This is a genomic window from Pseudomonas sp. 8 R 14 (genome assembly GCF_900005955.1).
In the GTDB taxonomy this organism is placed as follows: Bacteria; Pseudomonadota; Gammaproteobacteria; order Pseudomonadales; family Pseudomonadaceae; genus Aquipseudomonas; species Aquipseudomonas marginalis.
In genome coordinates this window covers 1-21254 of sequence record NZ_CVTH01000078.1, presented here as the reverse complement: position 1 = coordinate 21254, position 21254 = coordinate 1, and the positions used below count along the sequence as shown (strand labels likewise).

Genomic DNA, 21254 nt, shown 5'->3' with positions numbered 1-21254 from the left:
CATGATCGAGATCCGTTCTTTTCGTGATCTGCTACGCCTGTTCTTCATCTTCCGCCACGAGTTCAAACTGGCCGCCATTGCGGCGCTGGTGATCATTCTGCTGGGGGCTTTCCTGCTGCCGGCCAAGTACGAATCCACGGCGCGCCTGCTGGTCAAGCCGGGGCGTGATTCGACCTTGCCCATCGAGATCAGCAATCGCCAGGCGCTGGTGATGCCCAGCACCCAGCGCGACCCGATTGTCGACGAAGAGCGCCTGCTCACCGGGCGCCCGATTGTGCGAGCGGTGGCCGAGCACTACCTGGAAGTGATCAGTAACGCACCGCCACCGGAAGGCTTCTGGAAGCGCACCAAGTACTACGTCAAGAGTGGCATAGGCGCGGTGTTCGATGGCATCCGCGTGGTACTGGAAACTGTCGGCGTGGTGGAAAAAACCACGCCGGTGGAACGCCTGGCGGCGGGCCTGGAAAAGAACTTCGAGGTAAGCCACGCGGCCGGTTCCACGGTGATGGACATCACTTTTACCTGGGGCGACCCGGAGATAGCCCAGGCGGTGGTCAAGGATTGGGTCGAGACCTATGTCAACGAACGCACCCAGGCCCTGGGGCGCAAGAGCCTGTACGTCTTCTATGAAGGCCAGGTAGCCACCAGCGCCACCGAGATCCAGAGCTACAAGCAACAGATCCTCACGCACCTGAACCAGATCGGCGCGGCGAGCATCACCGATCGCCTGGAAGACTTGTCCGAGCGCATCAACGTACTGCGGGGCGAAACGTTCAACACCACGCGCCTGATCGCCTCCTCCGACAGCGCCATCCAGAGCACCCGCACCCAGCTCAAGAGCCAGCCCAAGGAAGTCACCACGGTGCGCCAGATCGCACTGAACCCCCAGCAGCAGGACCTGCGCCGCCTGCTGAACCAGAAGCTGCTGGAAAAGGCCGACATGATGCGCACCTACACGGACAACGCGCCGCCGGTCAAAGCCCTGGATGCATCGATCCGCGCAATGCAGGCCCATGTCGCGAGTGAAAGCAACACCGTGCAAAGCTCGGAAAACCGCGCGCCCAATACCCTGGAAATCCACTTGCAGCGAGTACTGCTGGATGAGTCGAGCAACAACCTCGCGCTGCGTACCCAACTGACACAACAACAGAAACAACTGGCCAACCTCGAAGCCCAGCGCAAGCAAGCCCTGGAGATCGAACCGGAACTGACACGCCTCGCCCGGGAGCTGGGCGCCGCCGAACGCAACTACGCGTTGTATGTGGACAACCTGGAAAAATCACGCATTGACCGCGAACTGGATAACAGCCAGATCAGCAACATCGCGGTGATCGAAGAGGCCACCCTGAACCCCGGCCGTATCTTCCCCAAAACCCTGGTGATGCTGGTGCTGGCGGTCCCATTCGCCCTCGTCGTCGGCCTGCTGGTGATCTACCTGTGCTACCTGCTCGACCAGCGCATCCACGATGGCGGCCTGGCGGAACGCAAGTTCGGCCTCCCGCTGTGGACCACCTTGCCCGAGCTGGACACCAGCACCGCCCAAAGCACCAACGCATTCAATGCGAGCATCTACCGGCTGTACGGGTTGCTGCAGTTGGAGCGCATCGCCGAGCAGGGCCTGACTCTTGGCCTGACCTCGGCACGGCACGGCGAAGGGGTGACCTTTGTGGTGGAACAACTGCGTCAGTTGCTGCAGGAAAACGGTATCAACGTGCGTGTGGGCGGCGCCGAACCGGCGGCGCCAGGTGAAGTGGTGCTGCTGGACGCCTCGGCGCTGCTGGATAACCGCGATGCGTTTATCAACCTGCGTCGGGCCGACCTGATCGGGCTGGTGGTGGAAGCGCAGAAGAGCACGGTGCCGGTGGTGGAGCACGCGCTGTCGATCCTCAACACCGCGTTCGGCAAGGTCGACGGCATCATCATCAACCGGCGCAAATTCGAAGTGCCGGCCAAGGTGCTGAAAACCATCGCCAAGTACCGGGGGGCGTTCTGATGCGCGTCGCCCTGCTCGCCCCGTTGCCACCGGAGAAAAATGGCATCGCCGACTACGCGAACCATTTCCGCACGGCACTGGAACAACTGGAGGTGACGGTGCTGACGCCGTTGGCCGGGGTGGCGGGCAACAGCGAGGCAATCAAACAGGCCATCGGTGGGTTCGACTGGCACAGCGTGGACCTGGTCCACGCCGAGCTGGGCGGTGGACGGCTGGGGGAGTTCCTGGCCCTGCGCGAATTGCGCAAGGCCTACCCGGCACTGCCCTTGACCGCCACGGTGCATGATCCGGAACGCATCGTCTGGCGGCGTGAGCGGTTGCCATTCCCGTTGAACCTGCTGGAGCGCTTGCCCAGCCCGATGCCACAGGCGGCAGTGGTGCTGGCGGATCCGCTGACCTTGCGTGAAGAGCGCCAGGTCGCCGCCGGGTTGACCCGTTTGATCACCCTCACCCGCCTGGGCGCCGAGTGCCTGGGCCAACGCATGCAACTGCCGACGGGGAAAGTCGCGGTGATCAACCATGCAAACCTGGCGATTCCATCGGCGCCGTTGCCGCCCCTGGATACGCTGCGCCTGCTGTACTTCGGGTTTATATACCGGGGTAAAGGCATCGAAGACCTGTTAGAGGCCCTGGCCGGCGTGTTCAAGCAGGCCCCCGAATTGCGTGAGCGTGTGCGCCTGACCCTGGCCGGTGGCACCGCCGCCGAAATGGCGTTTGGCGCAGGCGGCAACTACCTGGAGCAGTTGAACCGCCAGATCGCTGAACTCGGCCTGGCGGATGCCATCGACTGGCGGCTGAACCTGCCGGCTGAAGAGATTGCCCAGACCATCCAGGCCCACCATGTGATGGTGCTGCCCTATCGCGAATCAAAAAAACTCGGCCTGCTCGGGCGCCAGCGCGGTACCAGTGGCGCGCTGTCCTGGGCTGCCGCCTGCGGGCGTGGGGCGATCACGTCTGACGCTCGCGCGTTTGCCGAGGAAGTCGCCAGCGGCAATGGCGCTATCTACCCCGAAGGCGATGTGGATGCCCTCAGCGAGCAACTGCTGCGCCTGCCACGCACGCCGCCGCTGGCCCGGGACTGGGCCGAACGCGCCGGCGAAATCGGCCGCGAACGCTTGTGGCCGTTGACCGCGCAGAAGTTCAAGGCGCTGTTTGAGCAAGCCATCGAGGGCAGCCGCCATGGCGCGTAAACGCACGTACGTCGCCACCCTGGTCGTGGTCGCCGCCTTGGGCCTGACCGCGTTTTTGTGGGGGCGCCAGGCCGATGCCGAGAGCCATGTGCTCAAGGGCAACAAAACCGTGGTGTGGAAGGATTTCCTCGGGGTGAACGCGCAGTTCCTGTGGTTCGCCCCTGAGCGCTATCAGAAGCAGATAGACCGTCTCAAGGCGCTGGGCCTGGAGTGGGTACGCCTGGATTTGCATTGGGACCAGCTGGAGCCGGTCCCAGGGCAATACCAGGTTGCGACGTTGGATCAGTTGGTAGGCAAACTGCAGGACAACCAGCTCAAGTCGGTGTTCTACCTGGTGGGGTCGGCGCCGTTCGCCACCACTGCGCCGGTGGGTGCGCCGTATCAGGACCAGTACCCGCCGAAAGACCCGAACGTGTTCGCCAACCGCATGGCGCTGTTGGCACAGCGCTACCCCAGTGTCGACGCCTGGCAGGTGTGGAACGAACCGAACCTGCTGGGCTTCTGGCGCCCGGCAGCCGACCCGGCCGGCTACGCCGCACTGCTGACCACCACCGCCGCCGCGTTGCGCGCAATGAGCCCGAGCAAACCGGTGGTGGCCGCCGGCATGGCATTCTTCAGCGAAATGCCCAACGGCCAGAGCATGTTCGATGCCCTCGGCGCCCTGGGCGTGGCCAGCCTCAATACCGTCGTCTCGTACCACCCTTATACCCAATTGCCCGAAGGCAACGACCCGGCCAACCTGGACTTTATCGCCAGGACCACCGCGCTCAACCAGGCCCTGCGCAACGGCGGCGTGCAGACCCTGTGGAGCACCGAGTGGGGCTGGTCGACCTACACAGGTCCCAAAGACGCCCAGGACATCATCACCCCACAGGCCCAGGCCGATTACGTGGTGCGCCGCCTGGCGCTGATGAGTGCGCTGGATTACGACCGGATCTTCCTGTTTACCCTCAGTGATCTGGACCAGCGCGCCAGTGTGCGTGATCAGTCTTACGGTTTGCTCGACATCGACGCCAACCCCAAGCCGGTCTACACCGCGCTGAAAAATTTCCTCGACGTCAGCGGTCCGACGCTCACCCCCGGCGACCCGCCCAGCGCCGATCAGTTGCCCGACGGCCTGTTCAGCATCGGCTGGACCCGCGCCGACGGGCGCAAGCTATGGTTCTTCTGGGCGGCCGGGGGCGGCAACGCACACCTGCCCAACCTGGCCAGCGCCACCCTGCATGACCCGCTGCGCGGTACGCAAACCCCGGTAAGCGGCACCCACGGGCTGACCGTCATGGTCAAGCCGAACCTGCAAATTCTGTTATGGGAGTGAGGCCCGCCATGCGCATTTTATGGATCCTGCCCTACTCGCCCTGGCCCGCCACCAGCGGCGGCAAGACGCGCCAGTTCCACCTGCTGCGCAGCCTGGCGGCGCGGGGGCATCGGATCACCTTGCTGCTGCATGACAAGCATCCGGTGTCCCTTGCCGACCGCCAGGTGCTGGAAGCGTTTGTCGAACAGTTGATCATCCTGCCGCGCCGGCCGTTGCGCAGCCTCAAGACCCTGGTGGCGGGGCTGTTTGCACCCTACCCGCTGCTGGCCAGCGTGAATGGGCTGGCGGGCGAGTTGCAGGACACCTTCAACTGGTTGCTGGGTGAGCAGTGGGACGTGGTGCAGATCGAGCACAGCTACAGTTTCCAGCCTTACGAAGATGCGCTGGCGCGTAAATCACAGCCCTTTGTGCTGACCGAACACAATGTGGAGTCGGCCCTGGGCGCGGCCACCTACGACCGTTTGCCGCGTTGGTCGCTGCCGTTCATTCGCTACGATCAATGGCGCTATGCCCGCTGGGAACGCCGGGTGATGCGCCAGGCCGCGCAGGTGGTGGCGGTCACTCAAAACGATGCGCACGTCCTGGAAAAAATCGCCGGCAAACCCGTACCGGTGGTGGTCAATGGCGTGGACTGCGATCACTTCGCCGCCGCCCATCCCGACCCGTCGACACGCCGCGTGCTGTTCCTCGGCAACTATGAATACGCGCCGAACGTGGACGCCATCGAATGGGCCCTGGATGAAATCCTGCCCAAAGTCTGGGCGCGCTGTGCGGATGCGCGCATGAGCGTGTGCGGCTTCGGCATGCCCGGCAACTGGCGCGAGCGTTGGAAAGACCCGCGTATCGAGTGGCAAGGCTTCGTGCCCAACCTGCTCGACCTGCAATCGAGCTGTTCGGTGTTCCTGGCGCCGTTGCGCCACGGCGGCGGCTCCAAGCTCAAGGTGCTCGAAGCCCTGGCCGCCGGCCTGCCGCTGGCCAGCACCGAACAAGGCGTGTCGGGGTTGGACCTGGTGGAAGGCCTGGACTACCTCGGTGGGCAAAGCGCCGACGACCTGGCCGATGCCGTGGTGCGCCTGCTGCAATGCCCTGAAGCCGCCGCGCCCATGGGTGAGGCGGGCCGCGCCTACGTACGCCGCGCCCATGACTGGAGCGTCGCCGCCAGCCAATTGGAGCAGGTGTACGCCACCCTCGTGCCGCTGAGCCAGAGGGAGCCCGCATGCGTATAGGCCTGGATTACCGCACCGTCGGCACCTCGCCGCAATCGGGCATCAGCCGCCAGGTGTATGCACTGGAAAGCGCCCTGCACACCTTGCCGGGCATCGAGCTTGAACGGTTTACCGTGGCACCACTGGGCGATGAAACGCGCCTGCAGGCCCACTGCCCGGCGTGGGGCTGTGCCAAGACCGCCATGCACCAGCCGCAGAATCGTCTGCGCTTTGAGGCCGGTTTTCTGCCGCGCGCCTTGCGCGAGGAGCGTATCGACCTGTACATCAGCACCTTCAATATGGGCCTGCCCTTGCCGCCCAAACCGAAAGGCTTGCGCACGGTGGTGCTGCTGCATGACCTGTTCCAGATCACCCTGGACAACTACCATGCCAACCGCTTGAAGGCGCTGATCTACAAGACCAGCGATCGCCTGTCGATTGCCTACGCGGTGCACAGCGCCGACCGCGTGTGGACGCCGTCGCAGTACAGCGCCGATGAAACCGCGCGGCTGTTTCCCAAGGCGGTGGGCAAGATTCGTGTGCTGCCCAATCAGGTCGATGGCTTTGCCGGGCTGGTGGCGGACATGAGCCGGCATCAATTGCCCGAGCACTACTGGCTGCTGGTGGGCACCCGCGAGTTGCGCAAGAACGTGCCGTTTTTGGTGGACGCCTGGCAGCAGGCGCGGCGCCAATCCCCTTCGGTGCCGGAGTTGGTGCTGGTGGGCAGTTTGGAACACTTGCCCGAAGCCCAGCGCACATTGCCGGGGATTCGTGCGCTGAGCGGCGTGTCGGACGCCGAGTTGCAGGCGCTTTACCGCCAGGCGTCACGCCTGTGGCAGCCGTCCTATGCCGAAGGCTTTGGCCTGCCGGTGATCGAGGCCCTGAGCGTCGGTACGCCGGTGGCGGTGGCGAGCGGCACTTCGCTGGATGAAATCACCCCGCCGTCGGCCCCGCGCTTTTCGCCCATCGATGGCCCGGCGCTGGTGCAATTGATGCTCAGCCTGGGCGCGCGGCCGGATGAAGACTGCGCCGAGCAACGGCGCCTGTGGGCGCAACGTTTCAACCATCATGCCTATCGCCAGCGCCTGACCGAACTGATCGAGGAACTTCAGTGAGAGTGAACCTGGCAAGCCTCGTCGCGATCCTCTTCGGCCTGCTGTTTGGCGCCCTCGCCCTGTTGCTGTCGCCGGCCAAGGCGTTCCTGGCCGTGGTCGGCCTGGCGGGGGCAGTGACCATCCTGCGCTTTCCGTTGTGGGGGCTGTTGTTGTTCGCCATGATCGCCACGTTCATGCCGTACTCGACTATCAACCTGGGGATCCGCAGCACCGTCAGCGAAGCGATCCTGGCCCTGACCTGGGGCGCGGTGCTGTGGCACAACTTCCTGGCCCGCCTGCCCGATACGCCCAGCCTGACCCGCCGTCCCACCGACCAGATGCTGCTGTGGCTGATGCTGTTCAGCGTGTTCCCGTTCATCGTCGGCCAGGTCACCGTCCACGCCGACAGCAGCGGCGTGGCCAACTGGCTGCGCTGGTTGCTGAGCCTGTCGGCAGTGTTTCTCTGCGCCAGGTTGCTGGTGGACCGCAAGCAGCGTGAATCCTTGGTCATCGCCCTGTTGCTGGGCAGCCTGGCGATGCTGGTGCTGTCGATTGCGGTGTTCGTGCGCACGCGCTCCGGGGCTGGCATTGCGCCGATTCTGGCGTTGTTCAACTACGGCAACTTCGACATGTTGAAATTCGGCCTGGAGGCCATGTCTTCGCGCATGGGTTCGCCGTGGATGCACCCGAATGCCATCGGCGGGATCATGGCATTGCTGCTGCCCCTGGCCTTCTGCTTCGGCGTGACCGAACAGGGCTGGAAACGTGCGCTGGGCCTGGGCGTCGCCTGCCTGGGCGCGGCCGCGTTGCTGTTGGCCAGCAGCCGCGGCGCGATGGTCAGCCTGGCGTTGGTGCTGGTGTGGATGGCTACGCGCCGCGTGCCCTACACTGGGCGCCTGCTGATGATCGGCGCGGCGCTGACCGTGGCACTGGTAATGGCCTACCCACCGTTACAGGAACGCCTGGCGACGATTTTCTCGTCGGACAACGCCAGTACCGAAGTGCGGTTCGACGAGTACCGCATGTTCCCGCAGGCGGTGGTGTCCTATCCGTTCGGGATCGGCTTCAAGGTTGACCCGCCGGTACCGGGTACCCACCTGCTGGGGATCTCCAACCTGTGGCTGAACTTCATCTACAAGACCGGCATCGTCGGCATGCTGTTCTTTGTGGCGGTGACCGTGCGCTGGTGGCGTGAGGCGCGTCCGCAAAAAGGCCCGATCCGCCTGACCAAGGACAATGCCCTGTGGCTGGGCACCACCGGCGGGATTCTGTCGGCGCTGGTCAGCGGCCTGTTCGACCACTACTTCAGTTTTGCGGTGGTGATGGTGGCGTTGTTCTGGCTGATGGTGGGCATCAATGTACTGGAGGCGCGGCGGTTGTTTCCGGCGCGGCTGCCGCAAGTGAAGACCGTGGCCTACCGCAAACACCTGCCTGATGGGGCACGGCCCTGATGCTCGGCTCTGCCGCCTGGCTGACATTGGCGACCCTGGTGGGCCTGTGCCTGGGATTTGCCCGTGAATGGCTGCTGGTGGCGGCCTGGGGCGCCGGAGAGCGCAGCGATGCCTTCCTGATCGCGCTGTTTTTGCCGGAAGCGCTGCGCATGTCGTTGGCCGGCGGTGTGCTGAGCGCCGCCGCGCTGCCGTTGTACCTGCAACGCAAGCATGGCGAACGCCTGGAGTGGCTGGCGGTGCTGTTCCCGGCGTTGCTGCTGATCGCGCTGGTCATCAGCCTGCTGCTGACGCTGTTGGCACCGTGGCTGGTGCAAATGCTCGGCCCGGGGTTGGCCGACACCGCCACAGCCTTGGCCAGCAGCAACCTGCAGATCGTCGCCTGGTGTGTGCCGGGCTTGATATTGCATGGGCTGTTCAGCATTCCCTTGCAGGCCAGCGAACGTTTTGTCCTCGCGGGGCTGGGCTCGTTGCTGTTCAACCTGCCGCCGGTGACGTACCTCGCCCTCGCGGGCACTACCAGCCAACCGCACGCGCTGGCCCTGGCCTGCCTGGCCGGCAGCCTGTTGATGCCGCTGGCGCTGTTGCCGTCGGTGTGGCGCCAAGGCTGGCGGCCATGGCGCTGGCAACTGAGCGTCGCACCCTTGCGGGAGCTGGGCCAGCGCATCGGACCGCTGTTGCTGAGCAATGGCGCCAGCCAGGGGTTGGCGCTGATCGAGCGGCTGGTGGCATCGCTGCTGGGCGAAGGCGCGGTGACCTGGGTCAACCTGGCGCGCAAGCTGATGAACCTGCCGCTGATTGCGCTGATGAGTCTCAACCAGGTACTGCTGGGCATGATGAGCCGCCGTCAGGGCGATGAGCGCCTGGCCCTGCTCAAGCGCGGCCTGGAAACCGCCAGCGTACTGACCCTGCCTGCCGGTGTCGGCCTGGTGGCGGCAGCCCCGAGCCTGGTGGCGCTGCTGCTGCCCAGGCAATCGGCGGATTCGCCGTTGCCGCTGCTGCTGGCCTGGTTTGCCGTGCCGTTGGTGTTCGGCGCCTGGAACGCCTTGCTCGCGCGCTATGCCTACGCCGCCGGCGATACGCGCCAGCCGCTGCGCTGCGAGTTGCTGGGCAGCCTGGTCAACGTGTTGTTGCTGGGAGCGCTGCCCTGGGTGTTCGGCCTGGCCGGCATCCCCTTGGCCGCACTGGCCGGCGTGCTCTGCACCGCACTGTTGCTGATGCAGCGCCAGGCCTTGATTGGCGCCCTGCCGTGGGCCCGGCATTGGCTGCTCAGTGGGCTGCTGATGGGGCTGGCGGCGCTGATGCTGTTTGGTATTGAGGGCGTGTGGCTGCAACTGGGGCTGAGCACCCTGGCGGGCGCCATGGTGCTGCTCGGCATGGGGCTGTGGCTCAAGCCGTGGCGCAAGGCATGACGCTTATTGTAGGAGCTGGCTTGCCAGCGAAAATCGTCAACGATAACGCGGGCATTCTGGATGCACGTGGTGCCCTTGCGTTCTTCGCTGGCAAGCCAGCTCCTACAGGGGCGGTGGAGTTTATAGATCGGGAGCACTCAGGTGAAAAATCGCTGGATTCAAATGGATATCGCCAAGGGCATCGGCATCCTGGTGATCGTGTACGCCCACAGTTGGTTTGTCGCCACGTCGCCGGACTTGATGTACCCGATCCTGGCGTCGTTCGTACTGCCATTGTTCTTCTTTCTGTCGGGGGTGTTTTTCAAACCTGAACAGCCGTTTGTCGAGATGGCGGTGCGTAAGGCCGACGGCCTGCTCAAGCCGTTTTTCTTCACCATGCTGGTGTATGTGATCATGCGCGATGTGCTGCGCGGCCAACCGCTGCTGCCGGATATCGGCGGCGTGCTGTACGCCTCGGTGGACACCATCCCCTGGCAGGCGCTGTGGTTTTTGCCGCACTTCTGGGTGGCGATCCTCTTCAGTTGGGCGGTACTGCGGCTGATTCAGCGCCTGCCGCTGGCGGTGAGCTGTGCAGTGATGCTGGTGCCGCTGCTGATCGGCATCTGGATGCTGCCGTGGTTCTGGCAACTGCCGGTGACTCTCGGCGGGCAAACCTGGGTGCTGCCCGGCTTGCCCTTCAGCCTGGATATCACCCTGATCAGCAGCGCGTGTTTCGTCTACGGCTACCTGCTGCGTGACTGGCTGCGTACCCATGCGGGGTCACTGCTGACCCTGCTGGTGTCGGTGGCGCTGTTCGCGGCGGTGTTCCTCTACCGGGGCGATACCATGGACCTGGCGCAGCGTCGCTACGACCACTGGCTGTGGACCAGCCTGCTGGCGGTGATTGGGGTGTACCTGTGCTGGGCGTTGGCGCGGGTGCTGATGGCGTCGGCCCTGATCACCCGGGTCATGACCTACATCGGCCAGTCGACCCTGATCCTGCTGATCTTCCATGGGGAGATCCAGCACAAGACATTCGATTTGATGGAGCGTCTGGGACTGCACGCGTTTGTCGCGGCCTGCATCGGTTTTGTGGTGGCGGTAGTGGTGCCGTTGTTGATCGGGGAAGTGATCAAGCGGGTGGCATTCCTGCGGTTTTTCTACTTTCCATTTCCGCTGCGCAAGGCTGCCAGATAACGGTAGGAGCGAGCGTGCTCCTACCGGGTATCGGGTTCAGTCATCCAGTTGTTGCGCGGCGGGCTTGCCGGCGTGTTTCGCCGGCTTGGCGCCCTTGGCCGGAGCCGGTGCAACGGGCTCGGGTTCCGGGGCGGCGGCGGTTTCTTTCTCGGCCATCGGCATCTGGTCGATGGCGCTGAAAAACTCTTTCAAATCGAGGGTATCCGGTGGCACGGTCTTCTCGACTTTCTTCTCGCCATCCTTGCCCACCAGGATCACTTTGGTGCCGCTGCCGGCACCCAGTTTGAGGGCGCGGATCAGCGCATTGGTCTCGGGCGGCGTGAGCTTCTTGTTGTCCTTGGGGTCCTTGGCGAACTTCTCCCCTTCGGCACCGATGCTGCCAAACTTCACGGTGTAGAACACCATGCTGCGCTCTTCAAAGGACTGCTTGGTGGCAGGCTCGTCCAGTTGTTTCTTGAGGGTCGCCAGTGTGTCGTTGCCGGAATCAAGCTCCACCACCACCAGTGGCCGGGCTTTGCCCAGGTCCTGCTTGAGCGGGTTGATATCATCAGCAGCCAACAGCGGCCCCGTAAAAGCCATCAAGGTAGCCAGGGTCAGCGACCGGATGAGCATGCGCACCTCCTTTGAATTCCATGCAGGGTTCTTGAGTTTCATGTCTGCGACAGTCAAATTCAAGGATGATTCCTACACCGCGTTCAGAAAGCGTAGGTCAGGACGCCCGCTCCGCAAGGGCTTGGCGGCGACATGCGGCATTGTTTCCCTTGATTGCGGAAACATTACGAGACCTTCCAGCCCGGCCAATGGCGGGCAAAGACAGGCGCCACGATCGGGTCGGCATCCACCTGCGCCAGGGTCTGGGCAAAGCCTGGCGCCAGGGCAGTCAAGGCCTCACGCGCCTCATCCCAGCGCGACACCGCCGCCGCCATGATGCCCAGCGCATTCGGTTCGCCGTTGGACGCGAACAGTTGGCCGGCAAACTGTTCGGCAAACACCACCCAGGCCTGATGCAGATAGCGACGCGTGCCCGCGACCAATTGCGCCTGCACCGCTTCATCGGCATTGCCCACCCAGCGTTGCGGGTAGTCAATGATGCCAATCGCCGAATAGCAATTGGCCGCGATGTACACCAGGCCGCGGATGATCTGGTCACGGTCGCCGCCCAGCAGATGCGCATCGGGAAACGCCAGGCCCAGGTGGATCAGGATCGCGGCACTTTCCGTCAGCACCTGTCCATCGGGGATAACCAGGGTGGGCACCTGTTTGAGCGGGTTGATACGGGCAAGCTCATCACTGCCCTCGCCGTCGGCCCAGGAGGCGGCGTCCACCCGTCGCCATGGTACCGCGCACCGTTGCAGGGCGATTTCAATCATGCAGGAGCCGGATTCGTCGATGCCATAGAGTGTGTACATAGCCTTTCCTCCATTGGATGAATCAAGAATTTTAGAACAAGCCCATTTGCCCGCCGACCAGGGTGCTGAAATCGTCACTCACGAACGGCAGGATGGCATCTGCGACCGGTTGCAATTGCCGGGTGACGTAGTGGTCGTAATCAATCGGCGCCTGGCGTACTTCCAGCGGTTCGGGGCCGTTGACGCTGATCACATAGCGGATCCAGCCGCCGCGCTGGTACTGGCGCGGGCGCCCCAGGCGGTCGTTGTATTCATCGGCCAGGCGCGCCGCGCGTACATGGGGCGGCACGTTGCGCTCGTAGTCATCCAGTTGACGGCGCAGACGTTTGCGGTAGATCAGCAGTTCATCGAACTCGCCGCTCAAGGTGCGGCGCACGTAGTCGCGTATGTAGTCCTGATGGGGCTGGCGGTGGAAGATGCGCTGGTAGAGTTCCTGCTGGAACCGGCGGGCCAGGGGCGACCAGTCGCTGCGTACGGTCTCCAGGCCTTTGTAGATCATCTCTTCGCTGCCGTCGGCACGTACCACCAGGCCGGCGTAGCGCTTCTTGCTGCCCTCCTCCGCGCCGCGAATGGTCGGCATCAGGAAGCGGCTGAAGTGGGTTTCGTATTGCAGCTCCAGGGCACTTTGCAGGCCGAACGCGCTGTGCAGGTGCTCACGCCACCAGGTGTTGACGTGCTTGACCAGCGCCTGGCCGATACGGCTGGCGTCGTCCTGGGAATGCGCGCTGCCGAGCCACACGAAGGTGGAGTCGGTGTCGCCGTAGATCACCTCATACCCCTGGGCTTCAACCAGTTCGCGGGTCTGGCGCATGATCTGGTGGCCGCGCATCGTGATCGACGAAGCCAGTCGTGTATCGAAAAAGCGGCAACCGCTGGAACCGAGTACGCCGTAGAACGCATTCATGATGATTTTCAGCGCCTGGGACAGCGGCGCGTTGTGCTCACGCTTGGCCTCTTCGCGACCTTCGGAGACACGCGCAACGATGGCCGGCAGGCAGTGCCGGGTGCGAGAAAAGCGTGCACCGCGAAAGCCTTCGACGGAGTCGCTGTCGTCGGGGTGCTTGAGGCCTTCGATCAGGCCCACCGGGTCGATCAGGAAGCTGCGGATGATCGACGGGTAAAGGCTTTTGTAATCGAGCACCAGCACCGATTCGTAGAGGCCAGGACGCGAATCCATGACAAACCCGCCGGGGCTGGCCTGGGGTGGTTTGTCGCCCAGGTTCGGCGCGACGAAGCCCTGGCGGTGCATCAGCGGCATGTACAGGTGGGTAAACGCCGCCACCGAGCCGCCGTTGCGGTCGGCCGGCAACCCGGTGACGCTGGCGCGTTCGAGCAGGAACTTGAGCAGTTCGGTCTTCTCGAAAATCCGCGTGACCAGCTCGCAGTCCTTGAGGTTGTAACGCGCCAGGGCGGGCTTGTCCTCGGCGAACATGCGGTTGATTTCGTCCATGCGTTGATACGGTGTGGAGATGTCCTTGCCCTCGCCGAGCAGGGTTTGCGCGACGTTTTCCAGGCTGAAGGATTCGAAACTCCAGGTGGCCGAACGCAGGGCCTCGATACCGTCGATGATCAGACGCCCCGCCGCTGCGGCGAAGTAATGGTTGCGGCTGCCGTGTTCGCGCCAGGCCATGGGCTCATCGCCGCGACCGAGCATCAACGGTACGTTGAGGCGCTGGGCATGTTCGTGGAGTACGCGCAGGTCGAACTGCACCACATTCCAGCCGATGATTGCATCGGGGTCATGGGTGGCGAGCCATTGGTTGAGGCATTCGAGCAGTTGAGCGCGGGTGTCGCAGTAGTCGAGCTTGAAATCCACCGCGTCAGTCTTGTTCGGCGGGCCGAGCATGTACACCTGGCGTTCGCCGCAGCCTTCGAGGGCGATGGAATAGAGGTCGCCCTGGGCGGTGGTCTCGATGTCCAGGGACACCAGCTTGAGCGGCGGGCGGTAGTCGGGCGCGGGCTTCATCTGCGCATCGCACAGGGCACCACTGGCATCCGGTGTCCCACCGAACCAGACCGGAGCGGTGATGAAACGCTCCATCATGTAGCGTTCCGGCGGGCGCACATCGGCTTCGTAGACATCGACACCGGCGGCGCGCACGCGCTTTTCCACGTCCATCAACTGGCGATGCTGGCGCGTGTAGAGGCCCAGGACCGGGCGGTGATGGAAATCGCAGAGTTGCAGCGGGCGCAATTCGATATCGCGTTCGCCTTTGAGCAACCAATCCAGCGGCTTGCGATGGGCCTCGGGAATGAACATCACCGAGGTCTGCACGGGTAGGCGGATAAACCGTGGCCCCTGGTCTGTGGCCAGCCAGAAACTGACCTCCGTGCCCGCCGGGGTATCGCGCCAATGCCGGGTCAGGACAAAACCCTGCTGTAAATCCACCGTACCGCACCTCAGGAATAGCTTTCAGGCGTTGATTCTACGCGGCATCTGCGCAAACGCGGCAGGTAAACGCGCACGCAAGCGGTGGACTTCTAAAGGCGGCGAAAGCGGGCACCGCAATGGTGCCATTTCTCCAGCTCACGCCCGACGTGTTTTGCTCAAATAGTTTTCGATATTGCCCATCTGCTCGTCCCAGCCACGGGAATTCATCTTGAAGGCTTTTTGCCGACGAGCCTCCGGCACCGCGTCGAAACCGGATTCAACCACCCGCAGCAAAATGCCCGGCGCCCGATCCTCAATGGTGAATTCAACCAGTGTCGGGGTTTCCTTGTCGTAGTCGACGCCCTTTTCTACCGCGAAGGGGTGCCACCAGAAAGAGAACAACGTTTGCGGCAGGATGCGTTCGATTTTGGCTTTCCAGATCACGTGTTCGTAACCTGGGTAGGTAATCGGCGCCTCTATGGTTTCCCCTGCCACAAAGGCTTTGCCCTTGAGGGCGATGCCAAACCAATCGCCGAATTGCTCGGCATTGGTGAGCGCTTCCCAGACCTGTTTACGTGAAGCGTTCAGCAGAACTTTTCGCTCAATGCGATCTAATACGTGCATAAGTCACCTCCTCCATTGACAGTAGGCGACACCAAATAATGCGCAACCTCAGGTTGTAAGCAATCATGATGACCCCGTCCTTGAACCGGCAATACGTTTATGACTGACCCATTGAATGGAAGTTGCTTCTGCAAAGGTGTCCGCTATCAGGTGGACCAGTTGGACATGCCTATCAGCCACTGCCACTGCGCAAGCTGCCGCAAAATACATGCGGCACCGTTTGTCGCCACCGCAGGAGTAATGCGCGAACATTTTCGCTGGACGCTGGGGGAGGAACTGTTGGCGTCCTTTGAATCTTCGCCGGGCAAGCTCAGGCATTTCTGCTCGCGCTGTGGCTCACATCTGATAGCAGAACGTGGGCATCAGCCCCATGTGATCGTGCGGGTGGCGACGCTGGACGATGATCCGGGCGTCAGGCCCACCTCGCACATCTGGATGGCCCATGATGTGCCCTGGCTTGACCATGAAGGCATAGAGCAATGGGACGAGTGGAAGGCATGATTTAGACGTGGGGGTCACCTGGCGCTTTTGCCGGCGTCGCATATTGCGGCTTCAGGTGACCGTCCTGGTCGAGTAGCCACGCATCCATGATTTGCCGCACCACCGGACCCGCGACGCGACCACCGGCCTCACCGTTTTCGATCATCACCGAAATCACGATCTTCGGATGTTCGGCCGGAGCGAAGCCAACGAACAACGCGTTGTCGCGATGGCGCTCCAGGGTTTTTTCGCGGTTGTAACGCTCACCTTGCTTGATCGCAACCACTTGCGCAGTACCGCTCTTGCCGGCAATGCGGTATTGCGCCCCTTGTGCGGCGGCCCGGGCGATACCTCGCGGGTCATGCATCACCAACTGCATACCGTGATTGACCTGCTCCCAATCACGCGGATCCTTGAGGACGACGTTGGGCATTGGATTCTGGTCCACCGGCGGCTCACCATTGATCGTCTTGGCCAGGTGCGGGCGATTCCACACACCCTTGTTGGCGATCAACGCCGTGGCCTGGGCCAATTGCAGCGGAGTGACTTGCATATACCCCTGGCCAATGCCGAGGATCACGGTTTCGCCCGGGAACCAGGGTTGGCGCCGCGTGGCGCGCTTCCAAGCCTGGGATGGCATCAAGCCAGCGGACTCTTCGAACATGTCCAGGGAGACTTTCTGGCCCAGGCCAAACTCCGCCAGGTAGTCGTGCAGACGGTCGATGCCGAGTTTGTGAGCAAGGTCGTAAAAGTAAGTGTCGTTGGAACGCATGATGGCAGCGTCCATGTCTACCCAGCCGTCGCCGCTGTGGTTCCAATTGCGGTATTTGTGGTCAAAGTCGGGGAGCTGGTAGTAACCGGGGTCGAATACACGGGTCTGTGGGGTGACGACACCGCTGTCGAGGCCAGCGATGGCCACTTCCGGCTTGATGGTCGAGCCCGGCGCATAGAGCCCCCGGAGGACACGGTTGAAGAGCGGCCGGTCAATGGAGTCGTGCAGGGCGGCATATTCCTTGAAACTGATGCCGGTGACGAACAGGTTCGGATCAAAACTCGGCTTACTGACCATGGCCAGTACTTCGCCGGTTTGCGGATCGAGGGCAACCACTGAGCCACGGCGATCACCCAGGGCTTCTTCCGCAGCTTCCTGGAGCTTCACGTCGAGGCTTAGGACGATATTTTTGCCAGGAATCGGGTCGGTGTGCTTGAGCACACGGAGTACGCGGCCTTGGGCATTGGTCTCGACCTCTTCGTAGCCGACATGACCATGCAGTTCGGATTCGTAGAAACGCTCGATACCGGTTTTGCCGATGGACTGCGTGCCACGGTACTCCACCGAGTCGAGGGCTTTGGATTCTTTCTCATTGATCCGCCCCACATAGCCGATGGAGTGGGCAAAATGCGCACCCAGCGGGTAGTGACGGACGAATTGCGGCTCTACATCTACTCCTGGCAGGCGGAACTCATTCACCGCCAGCAATGCGACTTGCTCTTCGGTCAACTCGTAAAACAACGTCACGGGGACGAAGGGGTGCCGTGCCTGCTTCAGGGCCTTGTCGAACAACGCACGGTCTTCGACAGGCAGGTGCAGCAAGTTGACGATGGCGTCGAGTTCGCCCTTGAGGTCAGTGGTGCGCTCGCGGGTGATGGTCAGGTTGTAGCTGGGTCGGTTATCGGCCAGCACCACGCCATTACGGTCATAGATAAGGCCGCGCGTCGGAGTGATGGGCAGCACGTGGACGCGGTTGTTTTCAGAAATCGTGGAGTGGTAGTCGAACTGTACGACTTGAAGGAAATACATACGCCCCACCAGGGCACACGTAATGCCTATCACCAACAACGCACAAGCGAGCAGGCGCTTGTTGACCAGGCGGTTTTCTTTTTCGTGATCTTTAATCGGTATCGGTTCAGGCATTTCTACAGCATCTCGTTGAAGAAGGTCGACGCCGCATCCTGCGATGAAAGATCAGTCCTTGGGAAATGTGCTGCACCATACCAAAAATGCAGAAACACTTTGCATTGAATTCCCCAACGGCACTCTGAAGTGAGTTCCCTCTCGACGGGTACGGTGATACGGCAGCTGCCCTTGAAGATACTCAACAGCTCATCCGCCTAGGCGTACCCACTTTTCGAGCGCCCAAAACAAAACCCCATCTGCTTTCGCAAATGGGGTTTCGGAATTTAATCTTGACGATGACCTACTCTCACATGGGGAAACCCCACACTACCATCGGCGATGCATCGTTTCACTGCTGAGTTCGGGATGGGATCAGGTGGTTCCAATGCTCTATGGTCGTCAAGAAATTCGGGTACTGAGTCGTGGCCAGCTGGCCTCGCTTCAGCAAATTGGGTATGTGACAGCTGTCGGTGTTTTGTGAAATCTCGAACTTTCGGTTCATTGCGTCTTCACACACCGCAATCTGGCCTTTCGACGCAAATTGCTTGGGTGTTATATGGTCAAGCCTCACGGGCAATTAGTATTGGTTAGCTCAACGCCTCACAGCGCTTACACACCCAACCTATCAACGTCGTAGTCTTCGACGGCCCTTCAGGGGACTCAAGGTCCCAGTGAGATCTCATCTTGAGGCTAGTTTCCCGCTTAGATGCTTTCAGCGGTTATCTATTCCGAACATAGCTACCCGGCAATGCCACTGGCGTGACAACCGGAACACCAGAGGTTCGTCCACTCCGGTCCTCTCGTACTAGGAGCAGCCCCTCTCAAATCTCAAACGTCCACGGCAGATAGGGACCGAACTGTCTCACGACGTTCTAAACCCAGCTCGCGTACCACTTTAAATGGCGAACAGCCATACCCTTGGGACCGGCTTCAGCCCCAGGATGTGATGAGCCGACATCGAGGTGCCAAACACCGCCGTCGATATGAACTCTTGGGCGGTATCAGCCTGTTATCCCCGGAGTACCTTTTATCCGTTGAGCGATGGCCCTTCCATACAGAACCACCGGATCACTAAGACCTACTTTCGTACCTGCTCGACGTGTCTGTCTCGCAGTCAAGCGCGCTTTTGCCTTTATACTCTACGACCGATTTCCGACCGGTCTGAGCGCACCTTCGTACTCCTCCGTTACTCTTTAGGAGGAGACCGCCCCAGTCAAACTACCCACCATACACTGTCCTCGATCCGGATAACGGACCTGAGTTAGAACCTCAAAGTTGCCAGGGTGGTATTTCAAGGTTGGCTCCACGCAGACTGGCGTCCACGCTTCAAAGCCTCCCACCTATCCTACACAAGCAAATTCAAAGTCCAGTGCAAAGCTATAGTAAAGGTTCACGGGGTCTTTCCGTCTAGCCGCGGATACACTGCATCTTCACAGCGATTTCAATTTCACTGAGTCTCGGGTGGAGACAGCGCCGCCATCGTTACGCCATTCGTGCAGGTCGGAACTTACCCGACAAGGAATTTCGCTACCTTAGGACCGTTATAGTTACGGCCGCCGTTTACCGGGGCTTCGATCAAGAGCTTCGCGTTAGCTAACCCCATCAATTAACCTTCCGGCACCGGGCAGGCGTCACACCCTATACGTCCACTTTCGTGTTTGCAGAGTGCTGTGTTTTTAATAAACAGTCGCAGCGGCCTGGTATCTTCGACCGGCATGAGCTTACGGAGCAAGTCCTTCACCCTCACCGGCGCACCTTCTCCCGAAGTTACGGTGCCATTTTGCCTAGTTCCTTCACCCGAGTTCTCTCAAGCGCCTTGGTATTCTCTACCCAACCACCTGTGTCGGTTTGGGGTACGGTTCCTGGTTACCTGAAGCTTAGAAGCTTTTCTTGGAAGCATGGCATCAACCACTTCGTTAACTAAAAGTTAACTCGTCATCAGCTCTCGGCCTTAGAATCCCGGATTTACCTAAGATTCCAGCCTACCACCTTAAACTTGGACAACCAACGCCAAGCTGGCCTAGCCTTCTCCGTCCCTCCATCGCAATAACCAGAAGTACAGGAATATTAACCTGTTTTCCATCGACTACGCTTTTCAGCCTCGCCTTAGGGACCGACTAACCCTGCGTCGATTAACGTTGCGCAGGAAACCTTGGTCTTTCGGCGTGGGTGTTTTTCACACCCATTATCGTTACTCATGTCAGCATTCGCACTTCTGATACCTCCAGCAAGCTTCTCAACTCACCTTCACAGGCTTACAGAACGCTCCTCTACCGCATCACTTACGTGATACCCGTAGCTTCGGTGTATGGTTTGAGCCCCGTTACATCTTCCGCGCAGGCCGACTCGACTAGTGAGCTATTACGCTTTCTTTAAAGGGTGGCTGCTTCTAAGCCAACCTCCTAGCTGTCTAAGCCTTCCCACATCGTTTCCCACTTAACCATAACTTTGGGACCTTAGCTGACGGTCTGGGTTGTTTCCCTTTTCACGACGGACGTTAGCACCCGCCGTGTGTCTCCCATGCTCGGCACTTGTAGGTATTCGGAGTTTGCATCGGTTTGGTAAGTCGGGATGACCCCCTAGCCGAAACAGTGCTCTACCCCCTACAGTGATACATGAGGCGCTACCTAAATAGCTTTCGAGGAGAACCAGCTATCTCCGAGCTTGATTAGCCTTTCACTCCGATCCACAGGTCATCCGCTAACTTTTCAACGGTAGTCGGTTCGGTCCTCCAGTTAGTGTTACCCAACCTTCAACCTGCCCATGGATAGATCGCCCGGTTTCGGGTCTATTCCCAGCGACTAGACGCCCTATTAAGACTCGCTTTCGCTACGCCTCCCCTATTCGGTTAAGCTCGCCACTGAAAATAAGTCGCTGACCCATTATACAAAAGGTACGCAGTCACCCAACAAAGTGGGCTCCCACTGCTTGTACGCATACGGTTTCAGGATCTATTTCACTCCCCTCTCCGGGGTTCTTTTCGCCTTTCCCTCACGGTACTAGTTCACTATCGGTCAGTCAGTAGTATTTAGCCTTGGAGGATGGTCCCCCCATATTCAGACAAAGTTTCTCGTGCTCCGTCCTACTCGATTTCATGACTAAGAGATTTTCGCGTACAGGGCTATCACCCACTATGGCCGCACTTTCCAGAGCGTTCCGCTAATCTCAAAGCCACTTAAGGGCTAGTCCCCGTTCGCTCGCCACTACTAAGGGAATCTCGGTTGATTTCTTTTCCTCAGGGTACTTAGATGTTTCAGTTCCCCTGGTTCGCCTCTTGCACCTATGTATTCAGTACAAGATAACCATCTTATGATGGCTGGGTTCCCCCATTCAGACATCTCCGGATCAAAGTCTGTTTGCCGACTCCCCGAAGCTTTTCGCAGGCTACCACGTCTTTCATCGCCTCTGACTGCCAAGGCATCCACCGTATGCGCTTCTTCACTTGACCATATAACCCCAAGCAATCTGGTTATACTATGAAGACGACATTCGCCGAAAATTCGATCATACTCAATTAAGAGCCACTCACAAATTTTACCTTAGCCTGAGCCGTTACCAGTGAAAGTAACGTTCAGTCTATCTTTCTATCACATACCCAAATTTTTAAAGAACGATCTAATCAAAGACTAGAAATCAA

At 60.8% G+C, this 21254-nt stretch carries 14 protein-coding genes and 2 rRNA genes; 9 read left to right on the top strand and 7 right to left on the bottom strand.

The window, feature by feature from the left end; all coding sequences use genetic code 11:
* Nucleotide 1 precedes the first annotated feature (1 nt).
* The 8 genes from BFQ01_RS22205 to BFQ01_RS22170 all read left to right on the top strand — a co-directional run bounded on the left by BFQ01_RS22205 (nucleotide 2) and on the right by BFQ01_RS22170 (nucleotide 10836).
* Nucleotides 2–1993 (top strand): GumC family protein, encoded by a 1992-nt coding sequence (locus BFQ01_RS22205; RefSeq protein ID WP_065926901.1) that lies wholly within the window; start codon nucleotides 2–4, stop codon nucleotides 1991–1993.
* On the top strand, nucleotides 1993–3183 hold the full coding sequence (locus tag BFQ01_RS22200; protein ID WP_065926900.1) for a glycosyltransferase: 1191 nt from the start codon (nucleotides 1993–1995) through the stop codon (nucleotides 3181–3183). Before BFQ01_RS22205 ends, BFQ01_RS22200 begins: the two co-directional genes overlap by 1 nt.
* Nucleotides 3173–4501: a GH39 family glycosyl hydrolase gene (locus BFQ01_RS22195; RefSeq protein ID WP_065926899.1), complete on the top strand. Its 1329-nt coding sequence runs from the start codon at nucleotides 3173–3175 to the stop codon at nucleotides 4499–4501. Before BFQ01_RS22200 ends, BFQ01_RS22195 begins: the two co-directional genes overlap by 11 nt.
* 8 nt (nucleotides 4502–4509) lie before the next feature.
* Entirely contained in the window at nucleotides 4510–5727 is a 1218-nt protein-coding gene (locus tag BFQ01_RS22190; RefSeq protein WP_065926898.1) for a glycosyltransferase family 4 protein, read from the top strand.
* Nucleotides 5718–6821: a glycosyltransferase family 4 protein gene (locus BFQ01_RS22185; protein WP_065926897.1), complete on the top strand. Its 1104-nt coding sequence runs from the start codon at nucleotides 5718–5720 to the stop codon at nucleotides 6819–6821. Before BFQ01_RS22190 ends, BFQ01_RS22185 begins: the two co-directional genes overlap by 10 nt.
* Before the next feature lie 2 nt (nucleotides 6822–6823).
* Nucleotides 6824–8251: an O-antigen ligase family protein gene (locus BFQ01_RS22180; RefSeq protein WP_027603097.1), complete on the top strand. Its 1428-nt coding sequence runs from the start codon at nucleotides 6824–6826 to the stop codon at nucleotides 8249–8251.
* A complete protein-coding gene (locus tag BFQ01_RS22175) occupies nucleotides 8251–9660 on the top strand; it encodes a lipid II flippase MurJ (protein ID WP_065926896.1) in 1410 nt (469 codons plus the stop codon). Before BFQ01_RS22180 ends, BFQ01_RS22175 begins: the two co-directional genes overlap by 1 nt.
* 141 nt (nucleotides 9661–9801) lie before the next feature.
* The gene (locus BFQ01_RS22170) at nucleotides 9802–10836 is read left to right on the top strand and encodes an acyltransferase family protein (RefSeq protein ID WP_083244918.1); all 1035 of its coding nucleotides are present in this window, start codon (nucleotides 9802–9804) and stop codon (nucleotides 10834–10836) included.
* A 36-nt stretch (nucleotides 10837–10872) separates the two neighbouring features.
* Here BFQ01_RS22170 and BFQ01_RS22165 read toward each other — a convergent pair whose 3' ends face one another.
* The 4 genes from BFQ01_RS22165 to BFQ01_RS22150 form a co-directional block, all read right to left on the bottom strand.
* Nucleotides 10873–11448 (bottom strand): DUF4174 domain-containing protein, encoded by a 576-nt coding sequence (locus BFQ01_RS22165; RefSeq protein WP_065926894.1) that lies wholly within the window; start codon nucleotides 11446–11448, stop codon nucleotides 10873–10875.
* A 164-nt stretch (nucleotides 11449–11612) separates the two neighbouring features.
* Nucleotides 11613–12245: a glutathione S-transferase family protein gene (locus BFQ01_RS22160; RefSeq protein ID WP_065926893.1), complete on the bottom strand. Its 633-nt coding sequence runs from the start codon at nucleotides 12243–12245 to the stop codon at nucleotides 11613–11615.
* A 31-nt stretch (nucleotides 12246–12276) separates the two neighbouring features.
* Complete coding sequence (locus BFQ01_RS22155) at nucleotides 12277–14634, bottom strand: DNA polymerase II (protein WP_065926892.1); 2358 nt, start codon at nucleotides 14632–14634, stop codon at nucleotides 12277–12279.
* Between the two features lie 138 nt (nucleotides 14635–14772).
* Nucleotides 14773–15240, bottom strand: coding sequence for an SRPBCC family protein (locus BFQ01_RS22150; protein ID WP_065926891.1), 468 nt, complete (start codon nucleotides 15238–15240; stop codon nucleotides 14773–14775).
* 99 nt (nucleotides 15241–15339) lie between these two features.
* On the opposite strand from BFQ01_RS22150, the gene BFQ01_RS22145 reads away from it, so the two are divergent.
* A complete protein-coding gene (locus BFQ01_RS22145) occupies nucleotides 15340–15741 on the top strand; it encodes a GFA family protein (protein WP_065926890.1) in 402 nt (133 codons plus the stop codon).
* A 1-nt stretch (nucleotide 15742) separates the two neighbouring features.
* On the opposite strand, the gene mrdA is transcribed toward BFQ01_RS22145, so the two are convergent.
* The 3 genes from mrdA to BFQ01_RS22130 all read right to left on the bottom strand — a co-directional run bounded on the left by mrdA (nucleotide 15743) and on the right by BFQ01_RS22130 (nucleotide 21065).
* Entirely contained in the window at nucleotides 15743–17635 is a 1893-nt protein-coding gene (mrdA, locus tag BFQ01_RS22140) for a penicillin-binding protein 2 (protein WP_065926889.1), read from the bottom strand.
* 270 nt (nucleotides 17636–17905) lie between these two features.
* Nucleotides 17906–18021 (bottom strand): 5S ribosomal RNA (gene rrf / locus BFQ01_RS22135).
* A gap of 152 nt (nucleotides 18022–18173) precedes the next feature.
* Nucleotides 18174–21065: ribosomal RNA gene (locus tag BFQ01_RS22130) — 23S ribosomal RNA — on the bottom strand.
* Nucleotides 21066–21254 lie beyond the last annotated feature (189 nt).

Excerpts from the sequence above, each read along its gene's own strand:
- mrdA (WP_065926889.1), bottom strand. The coding sequence starts at position 17,635 with ATGCCTGAACCGATACCGATTAAAGATCACGAAAAAGAAAACCGCCTG.
- BFQ01_RS22160 (WP_065926893.1), bottom strand. The coding sequence starts at position 12,245 with ATGTACACACTCTATGGCATCGACGAATCCGGCTCCTGCATGATTGAA.
- BFQ01_RS22205 (WP_065926901.1), top strand. The coding sequence starts at position 2 with ATGATCGAGATCCGTTCTTTTCGTGATCTGCTACGCCTGTTCTTCATC.
- BFQ01_RS22175 (WP_065926896.1), top strand. The coding sequence starts at position 8,251 with ATGCTCGGCTCTGCCGCCTGGCTGACATTGGCGACCCTGGTGGGCCTG.
- BFQ01_RS22150 (WP_065926891.1), bottom strand. The coding sequence starts at position 15,240 with ATGCACGTATTAGATCGCATTGAGCGAAAAGTTCTGCTGAACGCTTCA.
- BFQ01_RS22195 (WP_065926899.1), top strand. The coding sequence starts at position 3,173 with ATGGCGCGTAAACGCACGTACGTCGCCACCCTGGTCGTGGTCGCCGCC.
- BFQ01_RS22185 (WP_065926897.1), top strand. The coding sequence starts at position 5,718 with ATGCGTATAGGCCTGGATTACCGCACCGTCGGCACCTCGCCGCAATCG.
- BFQ01_RS22145 (WP_065926890.1), top strand. The coding sequence starts at position 15,340 with ATGACTGACCCATTGAATGGAAGTTGCTTCTGCAAAGGTGTCCGCTAT.
- BFQ01_RS22165 (WP_065926894.1), bottom strand. The coding sequence starts at position 11,448 with ATGCTCATCCGGTCGCTGACCCTGGCTACCTTGATGGCTTTTACGGGG.
- BFQ01_RS22200 (WP_065926900.1), top strand. The coding sequence starts at position 1,993 with ATGCGCGTCGCCCTGCTCGCCCCGTTGCCACCGGAGAAAAATGGCATC.
- BFQ01_RS22190 (WP_065926898.1), top strand. The coding sequence starts at position 4,510 with ATGCGCATTTTATGGATCCTGCCCTACTCGCCCTGGCCCGCCACCAGC.